Genomic DNA, 23,120 nt, shown 5'->3' with positions numbered 1-23,120 from the left:
CAATGATGATGTGACGGAGCCTGTTGAGGCTGCGGTTGCCTTCGAAGAGCTCACCTCCACCGAGGTCAATGACAAGGGCGAGGAGACTCCGGGTACTACTCCGGAGAATCCGAACCACATTGCGGAGCACAAGGACATCAATGATGACAACCAGACCGTGACCTCCCACGAGGTGCACGATCAGGACGCTCCTAAGGGCGGCAACTCTGACAATGGAAACGGCCGCGGCGTCGAAGGCCAGGGTCAGAAACCTGAAGAGATTGGTAACGCATTGCCATCCAACGCCGAGCGCGTTGAGATTAAGTCCGTACCTTCCGGCGCAACTAAGCTTGAGCCGGGTATGCAGGATTACATCAAGTAGTCCGGTAAGCATCGGTGAGGTGGCCTACAGGCCGCCCCGCCGGGGTTGAGACTTAAACACCAAAAATCCCCTCCAGGGTGTGACTGCACACGCTGGGGGGGATTTGCATATACCCTGCACAGCGTAGGCAAATTGAGGAAGTAAAGGAAGCTAGCTATGGGAATACACAAGGAAACAGAGCAGCCGGAAGACAATAGAGCTTCGCAGTATCCGGCGAGTGGGGAAGAAGGAGGCGTCGGCAAGCAAGGCATGGGTCGTGGCAAGCTGATCGCTATTGTCGCGGCGTTGGTCGTCGTCGCACTGGTCTTGTTGCAGGTAGTGCTGTACCTGGCACGCGATGATGAAGATGAGGCCGGCTCCGCGCCGGAGACGGTAGCTAGCGAGAGCGCGCAGGATTCTGCCCCGAAGTCCGATGCCTTCGTGGATGATTCGGGCGAGCAGGAGCACGAGTACGAGGCCGCGCCTGGTGAGTTCAAGGGCTTTGAGGGTATGTCCGTGGGGATCGATGGCGAGTATGCTGCTGTGGACCCCGTACAGGTCACTGACCAGGGCGTGCTGCTGCCGCCACACGACGTCACCCGCGTGGGCTGGTACTCCGCTTCTGCTGTGCCGGGCGAGCCGGGCAATGTGGGCTCGAGTGTGATTACCGGCCACATTAACTACCAGGGTCAGGGCACCGGCTATGCGGAGAAGTTCACCAAGCTAAAGAAGGACCAGGAATTTACCGTGGTCATCGACGGCCAGGAGCGTACTTTCCGCGTGACCGAGGCACCGTACCGCCTGCCTAAGGGCTCCGGATTCCCGGATGTGGTCAACGATAAGGAAGGCGAAAACCGCCTGGTTCTTATTACCTGCGGCGGCCAGTTCGTTGGCGGCGCGCTGGGTTATGAGGACAACATCATTACCGTAGCGGAGCCGGTAGGCGAGCCAGAGCAGCCCGCCGAGCAGCCGGCAGAGGAAGCTCCGGCTGAGGCGCCCGCGGCCTAGCTGAGTCTTTAGGCGCTCTGTGGAATTATCCCGCAGGGCGCCTTTTCTTATCCCTGGCACCTGGCATGTAGGTAGTGGGGTTGGGGCCCAAATATGAGATAATTTGGGGCAGTATCTGCCGCGGCCTGCGGCTTAGAAGGAGCATTTATCATGGATAATCCAGGCGAGATCGCCGGTCATATTGGCACGCCGCTGACCAGCAATGCCACCAAGGTATTGCTGCTGGGCTCGGGCGAGCTGGGCAAGCAGCTGGCCATGTCCTTCCAGAACCTGGGCCTTGAGGTCCACGCGGTGGACTCGTATGCGGGCGCGCCGGCGCACCAGGTGGCGCAGTATAGCTACGTTGCCGATATCAAGGATGCTGGGCGCATCCTGCAGCTAGCACAAGAGATTCAGCCGCATTTTGTGGTTCCAGAGGTAGAAACCGTTGCGGTAGAAGCGCTGGAGGAGATGGAAGCGCATAGCGACGCCATCGTCGTGCCTTCCGCGCGTGCCTGCGCCATGACGCAAGACCGCCAGTGCGTGCGCGAGGTGGCGGAGAATATTGGATTGCCGGTTTCCGCGTACCGCTTTGCTAGCTCCGTGGAGGAGCTGGAAGAAGCAGTCTCGGAGCTGGGCTTTCCGTGCATCATTAAGCCGGATGTCTCCACCTCCGGGAAGGGCCACATGATTGCCCGAGATGAGGACGATGTGCGCGTGGCGTGGGAGACCGTGCGGCGGGTGTCCTCGGACTCGCAGCGCGTGGTGGCCGAGCGTTTCGTGGACTTTGACCTCGAGGTCACCCTGCTGGCTATCCGTTCCATCGATCCGGCCACGGGCAAGTTGGCCACGTGGTTTAGCGAGCCCATCGGTCACCGCCATGAGCGCGGTGACCTCGTGGAGGAGTGGCAGCCTACCGGCATGAGCGAGATCGCGCTGGAAAACGCACGCTCGGTGGCCGCACGCATCTCTAATGAGTTGGGCGGGCGCGGTGTGTATTGCGTGGAGCTCTTCGTTGCGGGCGATGACGTGTACTTTTCCTCCGTATCCCCGCGACCCTCGGATACGGCGATGCTTACCTCTTATACGCAGCGTTTTTCCGCCTTTGACCTGCATGCGCGCGCGATTTTGGGCTACCCCATCGACGCCACCCTGGTCACCCCGGGCGCTAGCGTCGTAATCCACGCGGACGAGGAGTTGGGGGAGGTTGCCTATACCGGAATCGCCTCCGCCCTCAGCTACGCGGAGACGGACGTCAAGCTCTTTGGCAAGCCCGGGACTTACAAGGGCCGTCGCATGGGCTTGGTGTCTGCCACCGCGGAAAGCGCGGAGGAGGCGCGCGACCGCGCAGCACTAGCGGCGCACAAGATCGAGGTGACCTCCACGCCGGGCTTGCTGGCGCAAGGCGGCGCCCGCGGCATCGATCCAGAAACCGAGAATGTTCCCGATATTGAGGTCGTGGAATACGAGGGCGGCGTGGAGCTCGACCCTAAGCTCGCCTCCGGCGTGGACGACGCCGACTAGTAGCCGGCTGGCTGGCTATGCGGCTAGCTGGCGGGGCGCGACATCGGCTGGTGGGGGACTCCCTCGTCATCGAATGTCTCTCCAGTCGGCGTGAAACCGAAGGAGGCGTAGTAGTCCACTAGGCCGGCCTGCGCCTCCAGATAGAGTGGCTGGCCTGGGCGCATGCGCTCGCCGAGGTCTATGGCCGCCTGGAGTAGCTCGCGGCCGAGCCCCGTGCCGCGTGCGGCCGGCGCGAGCGCGAAGCGGCCGATTTGTGCGCCGGTGGTCGGGGCGTTGGTAGGCGTGGCGTCGGAAAGCGCGGTGTCGTCGGCAGGCGCAGCCGGAAAGACGCGGGCCGTGCCGAGCAGCTCGTGGGAGTCCGTATCCCAGGCCAGCAGGTGCACGGTCCGGGGGTCGGCGTCGGTGGCGTCAATCTCGGCGTACGGGCTGCGCTGCTCGTGCACAAAGACGTCCACCCGCAGTTTGTAGAGCTGGTGGACGTCCAAGGCCGCCAGTTGGCCCAAGGGCGCGGCGGAAATGAAATGCGGCATGGGCTAGGCCTGCGGACCGGCGTGCTTGACCATCTCGTCCCACTCGACGATCTTGATGCGCTCGCGGCCGTGCGGCTCGCCGGCGGCGCGCTCGGCAGCATCCAGGCGGTGCCAGCCTTCCCAGGTGGTCACGGCAATATCGCGGGAAGCCAGGAAGTCCAGGATGTCCTGCGGGTCCCGCTTGGTGGCAGGCTCCAAGTCACCAGCCTTGTAATCGGCGATGAGCATGGTGGTGGTGTCCTTGGCATCCGACTTGGTATTGCCAATCAGGCCCACCGGGCCGCGCTTAATCCAGCCAGTGGTGTAAAGGCCGGGGATCTTCTCGCCGTCGACATTGGCCAGCACATGGCCGCCGTCGTTCGGCATGGTGGCCTTGGTCTCGTCGAAAGGCACGCCGTCGACGGATTGTGGGTGGTAGCCCACCGCGCGGTAGACGGCCTGGACCGGCCACTCGGTGTACTTGCCGGTACCGGTTACGGTGCCATCGCCGTTGAGCTCAGTGCGCTCGGTCTTGATGGCGGTGACGTGGCCGTCCTCGCCCAGCACCTCCACCGGGGATTCAAAGAAGTGGATGTAGAGCTTGTGCGGGGCATCGCCTGGCTCGCGCATGGCATAGGACTCCAAGGTCTGGCACACCAGGTCGGTCGACTTGGCGGCACGGCGGGCCTCCACAGAAGCCTCGTCATACTCGATGTCCTCTGGGTCGACGATGACCTCGATGGTCGGGGATTCGTCCAGCTCCTTGAGCTCCTTTGGGGTGTACTTGGCCTGCGCTGGGCCGCGGCGACCGAAGACGTGGACCTCCTTGGCGCGATTCTTCTTCAGCGCGGCGTAGACGTTATCCGGGATCTCAGTAACGAGCAGCTCGTCCGCGGTCTTTGCCAGGATGCGGGAGACGTCGAGGGAGACATTGCCCACGCCCACCACGGCGACGGATTCTGCGGAAAGATCCCAATCGCGCTCGAAGTTGGGGTTGCCGTCATAAAAGCCTACGAATTCGCCTGCGCCGTGGTTGCCCTTAAGATCCTCTCCTGGAATGCCCATGCGCTTATCGGCGGTGGCGCCGGTGGCGAAGATGATGGCGTCGTAATACTCGCGCAGCTCCTCGACGGTAATATCCTTGCCCACCTCGATATTGCCCAGGAAGCGGATCTCTTCCTTTTCCATAACGTTATGCAGGGACTGCACAATGCCCTTAATGCGCGGATGATCCGGAGCCACGCCGTAGCGGATCAAACCGAACGGCGTCGGCATCTTTTCAAAAAGATCGATCTGCACATCAAGGTCGGATTTCACTAGGAGGTCAGAGGCGTAAATGCCTGCCGGGCCGGAGCCGACCACGGCAACGCGCACTGGGTTAGTCATGTGCTTAGGGTGTCCTTTCTTTCGTTGTGCTGCATATTCTACGCGGTCACTATGCGATAAAAACCACAGCATTACTAACCCCAGTTTAGGGAGGTCACGATAGGGCATAAGAGGGGGTAAATCGCGTACAGTGGAATAGTCACCGCGTGTTAATAACTGTGACGTATGACATGAAGTTATGACACGCGTTAATTGTGTTCAAGTGACCGTGAATGAAAGGTAATTTGCATGTCTGCATCCCATTCCGCAGTTATTAGCGCTATTGGCCGCGGCTTTGATGGCCTCGATATGTCCGCTCTAGCTCAAGACCTAGGCGCGGAGTTCATCCGCCTCGAAGACTTCGATGCCACCGTCGCCGCCGTCCTCGCTGAGGCTCCTGCTGCCGAGAACATCGTGGCGCAGGGTACCGGCGATATCGCCTTTGATGCTGAGGTAGCCGCCGCCCTCGGCCTGCCGCTTGCCATCATTTCCGGCGCCCCGCAGCGCACCGGCGAGCTGGCACAGCACAATGCGGAATCTTTGGGCGCCACCGTGGCTGGCATCTTCACCGATTTGGAAGCGGTTCCGGGGGCACTTGCCTCGCTTGGCGACGTCACCCCGGTCATGTCCGCAGACCTCTTCCAAAAGCAGCTCATTGACCAGGCCCGTGCCGCCGGCGCACACATCGTCCTGCCAGAAGGCGACGATGACCGCATCCTCGAAGCCGCTCACGTGCTGTTGCGCGATAAGGTTGCCAAGCTGACCATCTTGGGCAACGAGGCTGAAATCAAGGCCCGTGCCGAAGAGCTCAAGCTCGACTTGGCTGATGCCGAAATCATCAATCACCTCGAGTCCCCGCTGGCAGAGGAATTTGCCGCCGACTTTGCCGAGCTGCGCAAGAAGAAGGGCGTTACCCTCGAGCAGGCGCGCGAAACGATGCAGGATATCTCCTACTTCGCCACCATGATGGTCCACAAGGGCTTGGCCGATGGCATGGTCTCCGGCGCTGCTCACACCACCGCCCACACCATTAAGCCTTCCTTCCAGATCATTAAAACCAAGCCGAATGCTTCCGTGGTTTCTTCCATCTTCTTGATGGTCATGCGCGGCCGCCTGTGGGCGTTCGGTGACTGCGCCGTCAACCCGAACCCCACCGCCGAGCAGCTGGGCGAAATCGCCGTAGTCTCCGCGCAGACCGCTTCCCAGTTCGGTATCGACCCACGCGTGGCTATGCTGTCCTACTCCTCCGGTACGTCCGGTTCCGGCCCGGATGTTGAGCGCGCCGTAGCCGCCGTTGAGGCTGCCAAGAAGCTGGATTCTTCCGTCAAGGTGGATGGCCCGCTGCAGTTCGATGCCGCCTGCGACCCAGGCGTTGCTGCGAAGAAGATGCCGAATTCTGAGGTTGCCGGCCAGGCTAACGTCTTCGTCTTCCCGGATCTAGAGGCCGGCAATATCGGCTATAAGACGGCACAGCGCACCGGCGGTGCGCTCGCCGTGGGCCCGATCCTGCAGGGTCTGAACAAGCCGGTTAACGACTTGTCGCGTGGTGCGACCGTTCCGGACATCATCAACACCGTTGCAATCACCGCTATTCAGGCTGGAGAGAAATAAATGTCATACGTTCTGGTCCTTAACTCAGGTTCTTCCTCCGTTAAATTCCAGCTGGTCGATCCCGAGTCCAGCGCCACGGATACCCCGCTCGTCTCTGGCCTGGTCGAGCAGGTTGGCGAACCCCTCGGTGCAGTTACGGTAAAGACCGGTGGCGAGAAGTATAAGGAAGAGTTGGAGATCCCTACTCACTCCTTCGGCCTTGAGCGCGCCTTTGCCATCATGAGCGAGCACAACGTTGGCCCGACCGACGTGGATGTTATCGCAGTTGGACACCGTGTTGTCCACGGCGGCCGTCTCTTCTCCGAGCCGCAGCTCATCGTGGATCAGATCGAGTCCATGATTGAAGACCTCATCCCGCTGGCTCCGCTGCACAACCCGGCCAACCTGGACGGCATCCGCGTGGCCCGCAAGATGCTGCCGGATATTCCGCACGTTGCCGTCTTCGATACCGCGTTCTTCAACACCCTGCCGCCGGCAGCTGCGCTGTATGCCATCAACAATGAAGTGGCATCCAAGTACGATATCCGCCGCTACGGCTTCCACGGCACCTCTCACGAGTTCGTCTCCCAGCAGGTGCCGGCCCTCTTGGGCCGAGACCCGATGCACACCCACCAGATCACCCTCCACTTGGGCAACGGTGCCTCCGCCGCGGCTATCCGCAACGGCCGCGCCATCGATACCTCGATGGGCCTGACCCCGCTGGCCGGTCTGGCCATGGGTACCCGTTCCGGTGACATTGACCCGGGCATCATTTTCCACCTTGTCCGCCAAGCGGGCATGAGCGTGGATGAGATTGACAACCTGCTTAACAAGCAGTCTGGTGTCAAGGGTATTTCTGGTGTTAATGACTTCCGTACGCTGCGCGAGCGCATCGATAACGAGGACCAGGACGCTTGGCTGGCCTATAACATCTACATCCACCAGCTGCGCCGCTTCATCGGTTCTTACATGATTTCTCTCGGCCGTGTAGACGCCATCACCTTTACCGCTGGTGTGGGCGAGAACGATACCGAGGTTCGCCAGGACTCCCTGTACAACCTGGATATGTACGGCATCCACTTTGATAAGGAGCGCAACCTGGTCCGTTCCGACCAGCCGCGCATGATTTCCACCGAGGATTCTCCGGTCAAGGTCTTTGTCGTGCCGACTAATGAGGAGTTGGCTATCGCCCAGAAGTCCGCCGAGATCGCTGCTATGGCGCGTGAGGCTGGCCTGTACAAGTAGGCTTTCGCGACCAGCTACTAGCTGGAATGTGAACGAAGGGCGCGCGGTCCACAAGGGCTGCGCGTCCTTTTGTTTCGGCACCTCTGGGCTAGGTAGCAGGAAGGCGATTAGAAGGTGGTGACGGGGCGGACCTGGTTGGCCAGGTCCACGAGCGCATAGCGGTGGCGGTTAAACGGTGCTTGGCGCGCGAGGGCGCGGAGGGTCTCTGAGAGGCCGGTGCGCAGGCCGCGCTGGGTAAAGGCGTATTCGAAGAGATCGTTGGGGGAGGCGGCGCGGGAAAGGTCGGCGTTGCGCAGGAAATTTAGGCCGGCGGAGATGACAGCGATCTTGATCTGTAGGAAGCGCGGCTCGTTGGTGGGAACCTCTTCGAGGCGTCGGGCAGCGCGGCGAATGCGGGACTCGGAGAGGTCGTGGACGATGAGCTGAAGGATCGTCGTCAAGCGGGCCATGCGGTAGTGTCGCGAAGCATTGGGAACCTTGTCTAGGACCACGACGGCTACCTCCACCTGGCCCTCGGCGCGCAGCTGGCGGGCGAGGCCAAAAGAAGAGGAGACGGTGGTGGGGTTGGTGGACCACACAATGCCGTAGAGGCGCATGGAGTTAAAGCGTAAAGCGGCCGGGTCCTGGGTGACGTGGTTCCAGATTTCCGGCTGCCCTTCGAAGGCGGAGTTGGGGAGATCGGCCAGGGTGGAATGCATATTGGAGCAGGCGCGGGCCACGGTGGGGGCAATGAGCGAGGTATCGCTATAGTCCAGCTGCTGCAAGATGAGCTCGTTGATGGCAGCGATGGCAAGTTTGGGGGCGGCCTCACCCGGCAGGAGGTCGAGGACAGCGGAGAAGTATTTTTGGGCGTCGCGGTAGTCATCGTGGAGCAATTCAGTGATGCCGGCGTACCACTGGAAACGCCAGTCCCGGCCGAGGCGGTCTTCGATGGAGCTAAGCCACTGGCGGGCCTGGCCGGTATAGCCAAGGTCAATCATGGAGCGCACCACGCCTAGCGGGATTTCGGCCGAGTGCTCGTACTCGGGGGTCTGCATGGCTTGGCGGAGGGTTTCCAAGGCTTCTTGTGGTTCCGCATAGGATGCACCCTGCAGCAGGCCGGCGCCCACGTCATCGCGGTCCACCAGCGGCGTTGGGAGGGCGGAGACAACCTCGGGGGCGGTGATTTGGACGGTGCGATCGATGCCGTCAATAAGCTGGTCGGTGCGAAAGACCAGGTGCTTGGTGCCAAAGGTGGTACGTTGCGGCGAGAAGAGCGAATGCTGCGACGGGTATTGCAGGCCGTCGCGGATGGCGATGACCTCGCGCAGCACGCCGTAGAGCTGGGCGCGCAGCTCCTTGATAGAGGTAAAGCGGCGCTCCGGATCCGGGTCGGTGGCGCGCTGCAGGAGGCGGTATAGGGACAGGAAGCGGCGCAGTTCCGGCTCCTCGGTGGGGGTGGGGATACCCGGCAGGTAGACGCCGTCCTCGGTAGGAAGCTTGAGGCACAGCGAGGCTAAGGTGCGGCCGATGGTGTAGATATCGCTGGCGATGGAAGGCCCCTCGGTGGCAACTTCGGGGGCCTGGTAGCCTTTGGTGCCGTAGATATAGCCAAACGCGCCGATACCGGAAACTGCGCCCAGGTCAATGAGCTTGACCTGGTCCTCGGTGACGATGATGTTATCGGGCTTTAGGTCGTTATAGACCACCCCGCGGGAATGCAGGTATTCCAATGCGGGCAGGACTTCCAAGATATAGGCGATGGCAATATCGACGGGCAGGAGCTTATCCGGTTGCTTTTTGCGCCTGTTTTTAAGCGACGGCCCGCCTACGTACTCCATGACAATAAAGCCGCCGGGTACCCGGTCATCATCGATGAAGTTGAAGATTTTGACGATTCCAGGGTGGGTAATATCCGCAAGGAATTCGCGTTCTGCCACCGCAGCGGCAGTTTCATCGACTGATTTTTGGGCCTGCATACCTTTGAGAACCACCACTCTTCCGGAGACAAAGTGATCATTGGCCAGGTAAATCCAGCCCATTCCGCCGTGGGCAATAACGCCTAAGATTTCGTACTGGCCGGCCACCATGTCACCAGGCTGTAACTGCGGTGGCGGGATCTTTTTACCGGAGGATGCCTCGTGTGGGTCGATCAGGGCGTCGGTCGGTTCGGCTGGGGTGATAAACGGCAGGCGCACCATGCCATCGGCCACGCGGCGCTCGGTGCGGTGGGTGCCGCGGCGCTCGCGAAAGGTATCGAGTGCGCGCCGGCGGGAGCGCTGCGAGGAATCTTCCTGGGCCTTTTGGGCGCGCTGCTGTTCGCGCTGGGCACGGATATTGTCCAGGTCTGCCAGGAGCGTGGAGATATGGTCTGGGTCGATGGAGCCATCGCCGTCTTCGTCATCGTCTGCGAAAGGATCGAAGGCGACCGCGGAGGTGCCGGTGGGTTCGCCTGTCCCATCCTCGTCGGCAAAGGGGTCAAAGGCTACTGCGGCGGTGCCTTCCTCGTCTTCGTCCGCAAACGGGTCGAAGGCCACAGCGGCGGTGGCAGGGCCGTCATCAGAAGGGGCTTCGCCCAGCGCCTCCGGCTCCTGTGCCGAGTTGGCGGCATTGGTGGGCTGCCGGAAGGCACGCTGGGTATCGAGGTTCTCCGGCTCGATGTATTCGAGCTCGTCATCGCTAAAGTTCGGGTTATGGCTCATGGCTTAGCCTCCTCGATGTACTTGCCGGCCGGCAGCGTGGGCTCCTCCAGGTAGGCGCCCAGCCACTCATCGAAGATTTTGGACCAGGTGCCGTCGCGGCGGATGCGCTCGAGCGTGGAATTTACTTGGCGCAGCAGCGGGCGGGTGTCATGTTGCTTGCTGGGGCGGCGCACGGCCACGCCATAATGTTCGGTCTCCAGTGGCTCGCCCACGATGGAGGTATAGGAATCCTGGGCGGCCATCCCGGAGAGTAGGGCGTCATCGACGACGATGCCATCGGCTTGGTTGAGCTGCAGAGCCATAAGGCAATCGCCCCAGGAACGGGTGACCAAGATATCGGATTTGGGGGCGTGCTCGCGGATGGTTTCGAGCGCGGTGGATGCGCCCACACCACACAGCGTCTTACCGGCGGCGTCCTTGACGGACTTCATGCCGGAATTGCTAAGGACCAGCATGCGGGTTTGGGTGCGCATATAAGGAATGGAAAAGGCCACTTCCCGCTCGCGCTCCGGGCTAATGGTCATGGTGCGCACAATCATGTCTACCGCGCCCGAATTAAGGGCATCGACGCGGTTGGAGGATTCGACGAAGCGAAAGTCCACCTTATTGGGATCACCAAAAATATCGCGGGCAATCTCATGGGCGATATCAACCTCGAAGCCGCGCACGTCACCGGAAGCGGCGTCGCGGTAGCTCATCAAATTATTGGAACGGTCCACGCCCACGATGAGGCGGCCCCGCTTGACGATATCCGGTACTCGCTCCTTCGCCTTCTTATCATCTGGGCGGTAGCTGCCTTTGATGTCCTCCTCAGAGGCGCGGCGCGCTGCGGTAGATCCGGCCTTTTCAATTTCTGCTTCTTCCGGCAGCGGTGGGCCAGGCCTGGAGTCGAGGGCGTGCTCGGCGGGTGCCTCTAGCGGCGGGGTGGAGCGAACATCGCAGGAGACCAGCTGCAAAGCTAGGCAGACGCAGGCGAGATAGGCAACGGTGGCGTGTGAGCGGCGCATTAGAGGTACTCCTGCAGTCGGGGACGGATGCCTAGCCACACGGCGATAATGGCGCACAAGGTTAGCAGGAACACGGCTGAGGACACCGCGGTCATGGCGGTTAGGCCGCGCTCTAAGTAGCTGCGCATGGCGATGCGCGCTTGGCCGATGAGATCTGAAAGTTCGGCGTCGAGCTCGTCGAAGGAACGCGCCGCGGTCATTTCGCCATCTTTGGGCTCGGTGGCCGTGGCTTGGTAGATAGCCTCGTCATAGTCGCCATCCTTGAGCGCGCCCATGAGCTTGTCGTGGCTGTCGCGCCACTGCTCGGCGGCCGCCCGAGCGCTGTGGATGAGTTCCGGATCGGTGACCTCCACGTTTTCATCATTGAGCGCATCCTCATAGTCCTCTAAAGCCATTTCGATGGAGTTGATGGAGCTGGAAAAACGCACCATCGTATCCTTTTCGGAAGAGCGCAACACCAGTGCCAAGGTCTCTGAGGTGCGGGCCTGTTGGGCCTCGATCCGGGAGGCCGTCAATGAATCCCAGGGGCGCGAGGCCGTTTCAAAGCCCTGGTGGCCGGTGGACCAGGTGGCGAGGTTGGACAGCGCCACCCAGGAGATAGCCAAGAAAAGCAAAACGCTGGCCGTTAAGAAGCCGCGATTAAAACGGCGACGGGTCTGGCGCCACAGCCACCACTGGGCCACGGCGAGGAAGAAGAGCGCCGCCAAGAGTCCGGAGAGCGGCACCCACTGTGGGGAGGTGAGCTTTTGTTGTTGCTGGTTTACCTTGGCGGTGGTCAGCTGGAATAGCTCGGAGGCGGCCGGCAGAATATGCTCCCGCATCAGCGCCGAGGCATTGGACATATAGGAATTGGCCACCGCATTGCCCGCCCGGTGATTGGTGCGGGCTTTTTCCACCATCGAGGTATAGACAGGAAGCTCGCGTTGGATAAAGGTCACCAGCTCGCGCACGCGGCCATCTTCTTGGGTGGTACCAAGCACAGATTCGGTGGCCGCCACTGAGGCGGCATCGATAGCCTCGTTATAGCTATCGCGGTTTTGTTCCGATTCCACGCCGGCCTGCACGAAGCCAGTGGTGGCCACGGTATCGGCCACCGAGAGCGAACTATAAAGGTGGTGTGCCGCATTAGACATCGGCTCGGTGGTGCTCAGCAGCTCGTCCAGGTCAGAATGGCGGGCGGCGGAAGACTGGGACATCGATAAGCCTGCGGCGCCTAGGGCCACGGTGAGGATGAGCGTGACCGTAAAAAGCTTGCCTGGGGTGGTGGAGGCAAAGTAATAAAAGCGGCGCAACAGGCGCGCCGGGCCTGCGAACCATTCCATGGCGCGGCTGCTGAGCCCGCTGAAGGCCGGGCCGGTGGGCGCGGTGACCTCATCGAGCCAGTGATCGCTCGGGTGAGCGTGCTCGTCGTGCACGCTTTCTGCCCGGACTGCCTGCTCGGTCATTCACTTAGAATAGCGCCCCCAGTGTGCTGGGCGCCACCATATACCCGCGTGTGTGGCTAGGATAGGCAACATGCATAACCCTCACAGTGGAGACGGCTGGGCGGCAGGCCCCGGCGGCATTCGCGTCTGGGGAAAATTTGGTGCCGCCGGCCTCTTCCTTGTTGCCGGGCGCAAGGTGCTTCTCCAACACCGTGCCGCGTGGACCAATCACGGCGATACATGGGGGATTCCGGGTGGGGCCCGTGATTTTACGGAGTCGCCTACCCAAGCCGCGTTGCGCGAAACCGAGGAGGAATGCGCGATTGCGCCCCACGATGTAGAGGTACTTGATGCGCAAGTCACGGCTGGGCCTTATCCCGCAGCGGGGGATCTACCGGGGGAGTGGACCTACACCACCGTGCTTGCCCGCACGCGCACTGGTGCCCCACTGCCTACCACAGCCAATGAAGAGTCCTATGAGCTGCGCTGGGTGCCTTTTGACGAGGTAGAAGGCCTCCCATTATTGGCTGCCTTCCGCCGCTCCTTTCCCACCCTGCGGGAGCGCATGGAAGCATTGAACAGGTAAAGTTGCCAGATTTATGGCACTCTAGTGCCATGATCGAAGTAGAAGGACTGACTAAACAATATAAGTCTGTCCGCGCCGTTGATGATCTCACCTTTCAGGTAAAACCCGGCATGGTCACCGGGTTCCTAGGGCCCAATGGCGCGGGCAAATCCACCACCATGCGCATGATCCTCGGCTTGGATGCTCCCACGGCCGGCAAGGCGCGCATTAACGGCAAGCACTACCACGAGCTCAAACAGCCCCTGCGTGAGGTGGGTGCCTTGCTCGATGCCAAGGCAGTGCACCGCAACCGCAGCGCCGCCAATCACCTGAAATGGATCGCGCAGTCCAATGGCATTTCTACTTCCCGCGTGGACGAGGTCTTGGGGCTGGTAGGGCTTTCCGACGTCGCCGGTAAGAAAGTCGGCGGCTTCTCCCTCGGCATGGGCCAGCGCTTGGGTCTAGCCGGCGCGCTGCTCGGTGACCCAGGCATCCTAATCCTAGATGAGCCGGTCAATGGCCTCGACCCAGAGGGCATTCGCTGGGTCCGCCAGCTTGTGCGTGCCCTAGCCAAAGAGGGCCGCACCATTTTGATTTCTTCCCACCTACTGTCGGAGATGTCTCAAACCGCCGATCACCTCGTGGTCATTGGTAAGGGACGCTTGGTAGCGGACCAGCCCACCTATGACTTTGTGAAGGACCACTCGCAGTCTTCCGTGCTGGTGCGCTCCGATCACCTTGATGCGTTTGGCTCGGCTCTGCGCGACGAGGGAATCTCCTTTACCGAGTCCACCGACGAGGAGGGCCGCCCCCGCTTGGTGATTGCCAACCAGACCACGGATTTCGTGGGCCAGCTAGCCTACTCCACCGGTGTGCCGCTTAATGAACTCAGCCTCAAGAGCGCCTCCCTGGAGGATGCTTTCATGGAGCTTACTGGCGATGCCGTCCAGTACCACGGCTCTACCGGTAACCCCACCGCCGGCGGTGCCGCTGCCAGTGCCGGGGCCGGTGCTGCCACTCCGTTCGCTCGACCCACCCAGCAGGAGGTTTAATTCGCCATGCTGAATACCTTGAAGTCCGAATGGACCAAGCTGCACACCACCCGCTCCTTCTGGTGGACCACCTTCATCTTCCTCTTCTTTGCGTGGGGCTGGGCCATTTTGAATGCTCGCCTTACCCAGCCAGCGGAAACCCCCGAGGATGCAGCGTTGGGCATGGGTGTTATCACCCCAGATGGCGCAGTGTCTTTCCTTTTTTCCCTTGGCCTGCCTGTACTCATGATCCAAGCCATCATGATTGTCACCACTGAGTACCGCTTTGGTACGCAGACCATCACTTTCATGGCCACCCCACGCCGCTGGTCGGTCGCTGTGGTCAAGTTGCTCATGTACGCGGTTATCGCCGCAGCATTGACCTTTGTGGCCGTGGTGGGTGCCTACCTACTCACCGAGTTTTTTGCTCACGATGAGGTAGCCGCACAATTTCAACCTTGGGACGATGAGATGGGGCAGAAGCAGCTGTGGAAGTATCCTCTAGCCGCCGCACTGCTCGTCCTTTTCTCCCAAGGTCTCGGACTGTTATTGCGCTCGACGGCTGGTTCCGTGGCCATTGGTCTCATCCTCTTCCTCGGCGTGGATAATCTTGTGGCTGCCCTTCCCAAGTTTGGTAGCAAGCTGGTCAACTTTATGCCGTTCAAGTCTTTCCAGTCTTGGCTGTGGGAGATAGATCCGGTTGATGCTCCCTGGAAAGATAACTGGGTATTTTGCCTGGTATTTATTGCCTGGGCTCTCCTTTTGTGGGTCCTCGGCGTCATCGTCCTGCAAAAGCGCGACGCCTAAACACCTCTAACGCTTAAGCCCCCATTGCTTAGGCGCTTCACCGCCTCGGCCGGCAGCTCATTCGCTGCCCGCCGGGGCGGTTTCTTGTTCTCGGACTATCTTCGCTGCAACCGAGGTGGTCCGTGTTCGCTCTACTGCAGCGCAGAGGTAAGTCGCATGACATTATCCACGTAGCGGCGGATAAAGCCGCGCTTATTCCATTCCTCCAAAGTTAGCTCATGGCACACGGCGCGGTAATTGGCTACGAGCTGGTTGAACTGGTCAATGAGGTCTCCCTTGGCCACCAACATGGTGGACTCATAGTTCAGGCCAAAGGAACGCGGGTCCATATTGGAGGAGCCGAACATACACAGCGGATCGCGGCCTGGATCATCCGGGTCGGTGATAATGAACTTGGAATGAAGCACAAAAGGGTAGGGGAATTGGTAGATGTGTACACCTGCCTCTAGCAGTGCCTGATAGTAGGAGGACTGGGCATGGTTGACCATAATCTGGTCCGCCTTTGCTGACACGTAGAGCTCCACTTTCACGCCGCGGTAGCAGGCGGTGGTCACGGCCTCCAATAGGGACTCGTCCGGAACGAAGTAGGGCGAGCACAAAACCAGCCGGTCTTTGGCGTGGTGCACCAAGGAGTTGAACATCCGCAGGTTTGGTTCAGTGGTATAACCAGGGCCGGAGGGGATTATTTGGAGGTGGTTGGCGTCGGCAGTTTGGGCGTCGTCATAAGGCAGCTCATCGAGCGGAAGATTCTCGTCTGCCTCGAGGTACCAATCCACGGCGAAGACCGCGGACATGGAAGTCACAATCGGCCCGGAGAGCTCCACCATGTAGTCGATCCAGTAGCGGTCCTTGGTTTTGTACTGGCGCTTAATCATATTTAGCGAGCCGATAAAGCCCACCTTGCCATCGATGATTACCAGCTTGCGGTGATTGCGCAGGTCTGGACGGCGGAAACGGCCTTTGTGTAGTTGAATAGGCAGCATGAGATGCCAATCCACGCCTATCTCTGTCAGCTGCTTGCCTAGCTTGAAATAGCCCTTATATTTGAAGCTGCCGATCTGATCCAGCAGCAATCGTACCTTCACGCCGCGGGCGGTAGCCCTGCGCAGCGACTCGAAGAAGACGTCCGTGACCTCATCCCAGGACTGGATGTAGATCTCAATGGACACGTACTTCTCGGCGCGATCAATGGCGGCGGCGATAGTGCGGATAGATTCGTCATAATCTGCGTGCAGGCCAAGGTTATGGCCCACCAACGCTGGGAATCCGGTCAGCTCACGGTTGAGCCGGATGACCGATTCTATTTCCGGCGAAAGGAGCCCCTGGGGGTGGTCAGGGGTGCGGGCCGTGACGTTTTCAATCTTTTCATTGGCCTCTTGCTGGATGCGGTGGCGGCGCCGGTTGATATACGGCGAGCCCATGAGCAAAAACAGCGGCAGACCGATAAACGGTAGCACCAAAATAGCCAAGAGCCACGCGGTGGAACTGGAAGGACGGCGGCCCTCGGGTACGAAGCCGACGGCAATGATCTTGATTCCGTAATCCAGGATCAGGAATAGAAGTTGCCAGAAGCTGAGATCAAGCGACCAAGACATCTATCGCACGGAATCGAAATCGGGCAGATCAAAATCTGCGAGAAGCGGGCAATGATCAGAGGTCTTATCGCCTGCGCGCTCAACCATGTCTACCTGCGCGCCGGTCACGTGTTGGGCAAGCGGGGCAGAAGCCAATTGGAAGTCAATGCGCATGCCTTCGTTTTTCTGGAAACGCATGCTCTTGTAATCAAAGTAGGTATAGCGTTGGTCTTCCGTGAACCGACGGGTGACCTCCTCGAGCCCGGCTTCTTCCAGCATTTGGAATGCGGCGCGCTCTGGTTCGGTGACATGCGTCTTGCCCCGGAATGCCTCAATATCCCACACATCTTCATCGCGCGGAGCAATATTGAAATCACCGGTCAAAAGCAGCTTAGACTGTGCATTATTTTCCGCATAGCGTGCCAAGTGGTAGAGAAAGTCCAGCTTGTAGTCGTAGTGGCGGTCAGTAATCTCGCGGCCGTTGGGCACGTAGAGGGACCAAATTTCTACGCCACGGATGCGGACCCCTAGCGCTCGGGCCTCACGGTCCTGTGGCTTATCTGGATCTTTGGCAAAGCCGGGTTGGTCTGGGAAGCCTACCAAGACCTCCTCGGGCGCATCTGTAGACACGATGGCTACACCATTCCACTGGTTGAGCCCGTGGCAGGTGACATGCAGGCCCGCTTCCTCAAAGGTCTCGCGTGGAAATTTATCGTCATTTACCTTAGTTTCCTGCAGACATAAGACGTCGATGTCGTGCTTGGAGATAAGGTCCAGCGCCCGCTGTGTGCGGGTACGAACGGAGTTAATATTCCACGTGGCGATGCGCATGCCACATACAGTACCTGCCCGCTGCAGCGAGGTCAGCGGGCAGTCCCATAAGGCTCACCACCTAGCCCGAAAGGAACAGGCGCGGAAAGCTAGTCACGCAGGCGAGCGTAGATGCGGCGGTGTTGTTCAATGAAGCCGAGCTTTTCAGATAGCCGCACGCCGGCGGTATTGGAGGCTTGCACGGCGAGGTAGGCGTGCTCGGCGCCGTTGTCGTGACCCCACTGCAGCAGGGATTGAAGCAGCAGGGTGCCGAGTCCGCGGCGGCGGAAGTCTTCTGCTACCTCGACGGAAGACAGTCCCAGCCACTTCGTGCCATCGCCGGATTCGCTAATAGCGCCGCGGGCAATGGCGATGGTTTCGCCTTCTAATGTCAGGCGGCCAAAGCCAAGTGTGCCCTCGATTGAGGTGCTCAGGTGCTTCAGTGCCTTAGGCGGAAGGGTCTCCTTACGCGATTCGTACATCGCCAGCCACTCTTTATCGGGATGGTCTTCGATGTGAAAGGTAGGGGAGGCGGCGGCGCCGGCAAATGTCGGTAGATCACGCAGAACCATAGCGAGCGTTTCTGGCTCGGTCTCCCAAGCGGCGTCGGCAAGCAGGCGCTCGGCCGGTTTGCCAATGCGCTCTGGGACCAAAAGGCGCACCGGCAGGCCGTGTCTAGCGTAAAAAGCCTTAATCTCCTCCAGCGGCACCGGGGTAAAGCCAGCCGAAGGACCCACGGGTACGGCCGAGTTAGAGTGGCTGGTATCGCCCTCGCCGGCGCGCATGAGCCAAGAACCATCGCTGGTCCACGCGTGCTCCCCGCCAGGGAAAGCCGCGGCTGCGGCAACCTCCACGGCGCGGATATCGGAATTGCGGACCATGCGCGGGGAGAGCCGCTTGATGATCTTCAGCTGCTCCGGCGGGATTTCTACCGCATCTAAGTCGGAGGGGTAACCGCCTACCTCTTGCGGGCGGATGACCAGCGGATTGAGGCTAAGCACGTGCCCTATCACATCGCTGTGTACGCCGCCGAAGTCGCGCCGGGCTACCACGCGCTCGCCCACCTGGGCGGCATCGGAGCGGAAGATGCGTGGCATTAGTCGTCGTGTCCGAAGGGATCGGCATCCTCGCCCGGTATCCAGGAGTATCCCGGTTCGGTCCATCCATTGCGCTTGATGGCCTTTTTAGCTTGGCGCTTATAGCGGCCGATGAGAGTATCGGTGTACAAGAAGCCATCAAGGTGGCCGGTCTCATGCTGCAGGCAGCGGGCGAAGAAGCCATAGCCTTCGATGGAGACATCGTTGCCGTTTTCGTCCTTGCCGGTCACGCGCGCCCAGTCTGCGCGGCCGGTGGGAAACCCTTCACCCGGCACGGAGAGACAGCCCTCGTCATCGGAGCCGTCGTCGGCAGGCATGGTTTCCGGAATTTCGGAGGTTTCCAAGACCGGGTTAATAACGCAGCCCTTGCGCATGCCGGCTTTCTCGGACGGCAGCTCGGTGCCATTAGGTCCGTCCGTATCGGGGCAGTGGTAGACAAAGAGGCGTTTGCCAATTCCTACCTGGTTTGCGGCCAAGCCCACGCCATTGGCGGCGTCCATGGTTTCATACATGTCCGCGATGAGCTGCTGCATTTCCGGGGTGGAAATCTCAGATTCTTCCACTGGTTGGGTGGGTTCGTGTAACACGGGCTCGCCGTGGATAACGATGGGGCGAATAGTCATGCCTTACAGTTTAGGCATGAACCCCTTGTCTGACCTAGACGCCGCCATTTTGGACTTCGAGGAAACCGCGCCGCGCAGCATTGGCCGCAAGGAAGAGGCCATCCGTGCGCAACTGGATATCTCCCCAGTGCGCTACCACCAGCGCCTTAACCTGCTTCTCGACGCCCCCGTGGCCGCCCAATCCCATCCCCTCCTTGTCGCTCGGCTGCGCCGCCTGCGCGAGGAGCGAGAAAACACACGGCGCGCCGCGCGGGGAAATCCCCCATCCAGTTAATCCTGAGTACTAGTGTTGCGTATGTGACTAATGTGAATCCGGAAAATTCGACCGACAAGGTATCCGACGAAACCCGCGCCGGCTCTGCTGCCGGCACCTCCGCTTCCCGTGCTGGCAAGCAGCGCCCCGCTGGTGGCGGCGCCCACGCAAAGAAAGGCGGCCTCCCGCTGCGCGGTTTGGCAATGGTTCTCATCGCCGTGGCCGTCATGCTTGGGCTCTGGGCTTTGTACTCCATGACTTCGGGCGACGATGATTCCACCGTGGCGTCGGAGAGCAAGCAGGAAAACTCCACCGGTTCCACCATCGGTGCCGCTCCCGAAGGTTCCGCTGGTCCCGACGCTGCGGGTTCCCGTGCCCCTGGCGCCCCGGGTGCTTCCGAGGACGCAAGCGCGCCTGCACCGGCACCGGCCTCGGGTGAGGGCGATGCCCCACGCGACCCGGCTGCTTCCGGCGCTGCCGAGGAGAAAGCCGCAGCCGAGGGGAATGCCGACGCAGGCGAGGAGAACGCTCACTCCGCCGCACGCGACCGCAACGATATTAAGGTCAGCGTCCTTAATAACTCCGGTGAGGTAGACAAGGCCAAGAAGGAAGCCGATTCCCTCAAGAGCGGCGGCTTCAAGGTGGGCTATGTTGGCAACCTGCCTGGCGATGTCCTCACAGTTCCGAAGACCACCGTCTTCTTCCCAGAAGGCGATACCTCCGCTGAGGCACTGGCAAAGGAGGTAGCCGCCCGCTACCAGGCCGATGTCGCCCCAATGAACCGCGACCTGCCTAAGGAAGCAACCGATGATGGCGCCGTCGTCGTTGCTCTAGCAGTGCCGCAGGCCTAAGCCTGCTGCGCACCTGACTTAAAGTCCAAGGCCGTCCGGCCGAAGAGGAGCACCATTATTCTCCCGCCGGATGTCCTTGGACTTTGTTGATCTAAACCAGTGAATGCCTCTACCTTCGCCGAAGTAGATAGGGTAAATAAAATTCACGTGTTAATACCTGTCACCCGTTAAGCTGAATGGGTGAAGATCCCGGCAGAACAATTCGCCCGCTCTCCCGAACCAACGCTTGGCGTGGAATGGGAGGTGGCGCTCGTGGACCGCGCAACGCGAGACCTCGTTCCGCGCGGTGCGGAATTGATTGACCTCGCCACTGCAGCCCACCCTGAGATCCACCTAGAAAAGGAATTCCTCCAAAACACGGTGGAGCTGGTCACTGGAATCTGCCACACCGTGCCGGAAGCTATCGCTGACCTGAGCAATTCTCTGCAGGTGGTGGAAGAAGCTGCCGATAAGCTGGGCGTGGATATCTGGGCGTCCGGCGGTCATCCGTTTACGGATTTCCGTGAGAACCCGCTATCAGATAAACCCAGCTACCAAGAAATCATCGCGCGCACCCAGTACTGGGGCAAGCAGATGCTGCTCTGGGGCACGCACGTGCACGTCGGTATCAGCCATGAAGATCGCGTGTGGCCTATCATTAATGCGCTGATGACCAAGTACCCCCACCTGCTGGCCATTTCCGCGTGCTCGCCGGGGTGGGAGGGCTTAGATACCGGCTATGCCTCTAATCGCACCATGCTGTATCAGCAGCTGCCCACTGCAGGCATGCCGTATCAATTCCGCGATTGGGCCGAGTGGCAGTCCTATATGCGCGATCAGGCAATCTCCGGCGTTATTAATCACACCGGCTCCATGCACTTCGATATTCGGCCGGCGTCCAAGTGGGGCACGGTGGAGGTCCGAGTATCCGATGCGACATCGAATCTGCGCGAGCTTTCCGCCATCGTGGCGCTGACCCACTGCTTGGTGGTCTACTTCGACCGGCTTATCGACGCCGCGGAGCCCCTCCCCATCCTCCAGCCCTGGCATGTGGCAGAAAATAAATGGCGCGGCGCCCGCTACGGCATGGATGCGCTGGTAATTACCTCCCGCGAGACCGATGAGGCCTGGGTGAAGGATGAGCTGGCGGAGATGGTTGAGGAACTTACTCCCATCGCCCGCGAGCTGGGATGCGTCAATGAACTGCGCCTCATCTACGAGATTATTGAGGGCGGCGCCGGCTATGAGCGGCAGCGCCGGCTGTTTAGAGAAACCGGCAGCTGGCGCGAGGTGGTCGAGCAGACCTGCAGCGAGTTGCGTACTTTCCGCCCGCTTTAAATCGGCGGACAAGCTGCTGGCCCGGGGTTAGTCCTCGGGGCGAGAGTGACGCCCGTAGGCCGGGGTATCGGGGATGTCGGTGATGTCCTGGGACGCAGGAAAAGCACGCGTTTCGGGGCCCACCGCGGGCATTTCTGCTGTCTCATCGCTGATAGTGTGCGTTGCCTGTGAATGACCGCCCCGGGTCGTAGACTCGGTGCTCAAGGAGCGCGCTCGTCGGGCCGCGGTCGCGGCGGCAGCGGGTTGCGCGACAGAAGGTTGCGCGAGCTGCTGGGGGTTACCAGGGGCGGTCGTTTCCTCGGCCGGTTGGGTGCCAGGGATAAAGCCCCACACTGCGTAGAAGGCGATATACAGGACACCGGCGCCGGTAAAAGCCAGCATGCCCCACGGCTGCAAATCCCAGTGATTGAGCGAGCGGCTGGCCGCAGAAAGCCACACGGCTGCAGAAATAAACGGCATCGTTACGGCGCACATTGCGAGTACAGAAATTAGCCCTGAAAACTGCGCACCGAGGAAACCGGTCATGCGCTTGCCCAGCGCCTGGTTGACAGAGACCAACACGACGACGGCCAGCGGCACCGTCCACACCCAGTGGTGGTACCAGGAAAAGGGCGAGACCAAGCAAGAACTAATGCCGGCAAGCGCGAGTGCAGCGGAATTATTGCGGTGCTTCATTGCGGTGCGTAGCGCCAGGCAGGTCAGAATGAAGACCACGACTACGGCGACGAGCCAGAGCAAGCCGCCGTCGATTCCCCACGCGCGAACCATCACGGAGCGAATGGACTGCGCACCAGGATTGGTGTGCTCGCCCACGCGAGAGGAGTTGAAAATGGCATCGGTCCAGAAATTTGCGGCGTCTGGGATGGTTACAAAACCAATGGCCACGGTTACCGCGAAGGTGAGGATGGCGATGATTGCTTGCCACCAACGCTTCTGAAATAACAAGACCAACCCCATATAAGCCGGGGTGAGCTTCATGCCCGCGGCCAAACCGATACCGATGCCCGGCAAGGCGCGCTTGCGCGGCAGAATGTCTAGGGCCACCAGCAGCATCAAAAAGATGTTGATCTGGCCAAAGAATAAGGTGCCGTGCACCGGCTCATTCGCCGGGGTGCAGCACAGTAGCAGGATGCCTAGCAGCCAGATAGCAGGGGAGAGCTTGAGCCCGCGCTCGCGCAGGACCAGCATGATAACCGTAAACAAAGCGAGAGCAGTGCCACCCTGCCAGAGGAGGATCAGGGGGTCGTCGGCAAGCGGCGAGAGCCATTTGAAAAGGGTGCCGGAAAAGGGCGGATAGGTAAAAGGAAGGTCGCCAATATAGGCGTTATCGTAGAGGTCTGCGCCTTGGGCCACCTCACCGCCGGCGAGCCAATAAATCTTCAGATCCAAAGGAACGCGCCACACAAAGGCGCTATTGCCGTCATAGATGCTGAAGCGGTAGACGATGGCGCCGACGAGAGCGGCGAGCAAAGTCACCATAGTGGGAAGCCCATAAAGCTTTTTCACGGTGAAAAGCGTCT

General features: G+C 60.5%; 21 protein-coding genes. 11 read left to right on the top strand and 10 right to left on the bottom strand.

The window, feature by feature from the left end:
• The 3 genes from L8V22_RS02635 to purT all read left to right on the top strand — a co-directional run.
• Positions 1 to 361: hypothetical protein (locus L8V22_RS02635; protein ID WP_269966388.1), on the top strand; the 361-nt coding region annotated here is incomplete at its 5' end.
• A 156-nt stretch (positions 362 to 517) separates the two neighbouring features.
• A complete protein-coding gene (locus L8V22_RS02630; RefSeq protein WP_238801395.1) occupies positions 518 to 1,348 on the top strand; it encodes a class F sortase in 831 nt (276 codons plus the stop codon).
• A gap of 150 nt (positions 1,349 to 1,498) precedes the next feature.
• Positions 1,499 to 2,851 carry a formate-dependent phosphoribosylglycinamide formyltransferase gene (gene purT, locus L8V22_RS02625; RefSeq protein ID WP_238801396.1) on the top strand — a complete coding sequence of 451 codons (1,353 nt, stop codon included), beginning with the start codon at positions 1,499 to 1,501 and terminating at the stop codon, positions 2,849 to 2,851.
• A 23-nt stretch (positions 2,852 to 2,874) separates the two neighbouring features.
• Here the strand turns inward: purT and L8V22_RS02620 are convergent, their stop codons facing one another.
• Both L8V22_RS02620 and L8V22_RS02615 read right to left on the bottom strand, forming a co-directional pair.
• Complete coding sequence (locus L8V22_RS02620; RefSeq protein ID WP_238801397.1) at positions 2,875 to 3,381, bottom strand: GNAT family N-acetyltransferase; 507 nt, start codon at positions 3,379 to 3,381, stop codon at positions 2,875 to 2,877.
• Positions 3,382 to 3,384: 3 nt separating this feature from the next.
• A complete protein-coding gene (locus tag L8V22_RS02615; RefSeq protein WP_238801398.1) occupies positions 3,385 to 4,746 on the bottom strand; it encodes an FAD-dependent oxidoreductase in 1,362 nt (453 codons plus the stop codon).
• Positions 4,747 to 4,974: 228 nt separating this feature from the next.
• On the opposite strand from L8V22_RS02615, the gene pta reads away from it, so the two are divergent.
• Both pta and L8V22_RS02605 read left to right on the top strand, forming a co-directional pair.
• Positions 4,975 to 6,336 carry a phosphate acetyltransferase gene (pta, locus tag L8V22_RS02610; protein WP_238801399.1) on the top strand — a complete coding sequence of 454 codons (1,362 nt, stop codon included), beginning with the start codon at positions 4,975 to 4,977 and terminating at the stop codon, positions 6,334 to 6,336.
• Entirely contained in the window at positions 6,337 to 7,560 is a 1,224-nt protein-coding gene (locus tag L8V22_RS02605; protein WP_238801400.1) for an acetate kinase, read from the top strand.
• 107 nt (positions 7,561 to 7,667) lie between these two features.
• On the opposite strand, the gene L8V22_RS02600 is transcribed toward L8V22_RS02605, so the two are convergent.
• Genes L8V22_RS02600 through L8V22_RS02590 form a run of 3 tightly spaced genes read right to left on the bottom strand, consistent with a single transcriptional unit; the run spans position 7,668 to position 12,693 of the window.
• Entirely contained in the window at positions 7,668 to 10,241 is a 2,574-nt protein-coding gene (locus L8V22_RS02600) for a serine/threonine protein kinase (RefSeq protein ID WP_238801401.1), read from the bottom strand.
• Complete coding sequence (locus L8V22_RS02595) at positions 10,238 to 11,248, bottom strand: glutamate ABC transporter substrate-binding protein (RefSeq protein WP_238801402.1); 1,011 nt, start codon at positions 11,246 to 11,248, stop codon at positions 10,238 to 10,240. Before L8V22_RS02595 ends, L8V22_RS02600 begins: the two co-directional genes overlap by 4 nt.
• Positions 11,248 to 12,693 carry an MCP four helix bundle domain-containing protein gene (locus L8V22_RS02590; protein ID WP_238801403.1) on the bottom strand — a complete coding sequence of 482 codons (1,446 nt, stop codon included), beginning with the start codon at positions 12,691 to 12,693 and terminating at the stop codon, positions 11,248 to 11,250. The genes L8V22_RS02595 and L8V22_RS02590 overlap by 1 nt, the downstream gene beginning before the upstream one ends.
• A 70-nt stretch (positions 12,694 to 12,763) precedes the next feature.
• On the opposite strand from L8V22_RS02590, the gene L8V22_RS02585 reads away from it, so the two are divergent.
• Genes L8V22_RS02585 through L8V22_RS02575 form a run of 3 tightly spaced genes read left to right on the top strand, consistent with a single transcriptional unit; the run spans position 12,764 to position 15,075 of the window.
• The gene (locus L8V22_RS02585; protein ID WP_238801404.1) at positions 12,764 to 13,258 is read left to right on the top strand and encodes an NUDIX domain-containing protein; all 495 of its coding nucleotides are present in this window, start codon (positions 12,764 to 12,766) and stop codon (positions 13,256 to 13,258) included.
• A 29-nt stretch (positions 13,259 to 13,287) separates the two neighbouring features.
• A complete protein-coding gene (locus tag L8V22_RS02580) occupies positions 13,288 to 14,289 on the top strand; it encodes an ABC transporter ATP-binding protein (protein WP_238801405.1) in 1,002 nt (333 codons plus the stop codon).
• Between the two features lie 6 nt (positions 14,290 to 14,295).
• Entirely contained in the window at positions 14,296 to 15,075 is a 780-nt protein-coding gene (locus tag L8V22_RS02575) for an ABC transporter permease (RefSeq protein WP_238801406.1), read from the top strand.
• 131 nt (positions 15,076 to 15,206) lie between these two features.
• Here L8V22_RS02575 and cls read toward each other — a convergent pair whose 3' ends face one another.
• The 4 genes from cls to L8V22_RS02555 form a co-directional block, all read right to left on the bottom strand.
• On the bottom strand, positions 15,207 to 16,670 hold the full coding sequence (gene cls / locus L8V22_RS02570) for a cardiolipin synthase (protein WP_238801766.1): 1,464 nt from the start codon (positions 16,668 to 16,670) through the stop codon (positions 15,207 to 15,209).
• Positions 16,671 to 17,480, bottom strand: coding sequence for an exodeoxyribonuclease III (locus tag L8V22_RS02565; protein ID WP_238801765.1), 810 nt, complete (start codon positions 17,478 to 17,480; stop codon positions 16,671 to 16,673). It abuts the gene before it with no gap.
• An 89-nt stretch (positions 17,481 to 17,569) separates the two neighbouring features.
• Positions 17,570 to 18,556: an N-acetylglutamate synthase, CG3035 family gene (locus tag L8V22_RS02560; protein WP_238801764.1), complete on the bottom strand. Its 987-nt coding sequence runs from the start codon at positions 18,554 to 18,556 to the stop codon at positions 17,570 to 17,572.
• Positions 18,556 to 19,179: a peptide deformylase gene (locus tag L8V22_RS02555; RefSeq protein WP_238801763.1), complete on the bottom strand. Its 624-nt coding sequence runs from the start codon at positions 19,177 to 19,179 to the stop codon at positions 18,556 to 18,558. Before L8V22_RS02555 ends, L8V22_RS02560 begins: the two co-directional genes overlap by 1 nt.
• On the opposite strand from L8V22_RS02555, the gene L8V22_RS02550 reads away from it, so the two are divergent.
• From L8V22_RS02550 to L8V22_RS02540, 3 genes are all read left to right on the top strand, one after another.
• On the top strand, positions 19,178 to 19,453 hold the full coding sequence (locus L8V22_RS02550) for a DUF3263 domain-containing protein (RefSeq protein WP_238801762.1): 276 nt from the start codon (positions 19,178 to 19,180) through the stop codon (positions 19,451 to 19,453). The two genes, L8V22_RS02555 and L8V22_RS02550, sit on opposite strands and share 2 nt — an antisense overlap.
• A 23-nt stretch (positions 19,454 to 19,476) precedes the next feature.
• Positions 19,477 to 20,283 (top strand): LytR C-terminal domain-containing protein, encoded by an 807-nt coding sequence (locus L8V22_RS02545; protein ID WP_238801761.1) that lies wholly within the window; start codon positions 19,477 to 19,479, stop codon positions 20,281 to 20,283.
• Between the two features lie 180 nt (positions 20,284 to 20,463).
• Positions 20,464 to 21,600, top strand: a complete 1,137-nt coding sequence (locus L8V22_RS02540) for a glutamate--cysteine ligase (protein WP_238801760.1) — start codon at positions 20,464 to 20,466, stop codon at positions 21,598 to 21,600.
• A gap of 27 nt (positions 21,601 to 21,627) precedes the next feature.
• Here the strand turns inward: L8V22_RS02540 and L8V22_RS02535 are convergent, their stop codons facing one another.
• The gene (locus L8V22_RS02535) at positions 21,628 to 23,106 is read right to left on the bottom strand and encodes a glycosyltransferase 87 family protein (protein ID WP_238801759.1); all 1,479 of its coding nucleotides are present in this window, start codon (positions 23,104 to 23,106) and stop codon (positions 21,628 to 21,630) included.
• Positions 23,107 to 23,120: the final 14 nt, after the last annotated feature.

This window comes from Corynebacterium yonathiae, assembly GCF_027570195.1.
GTDB lineage: Bacteria > Actinomycetota > Actinomycetes > Mycobacteriales > Mycobacteriaceae > Corynebacterium > Corynebacterium yonathiae.
This window is presented reverse-complemented; position numbering and strand designations above follow the sequence as displayed.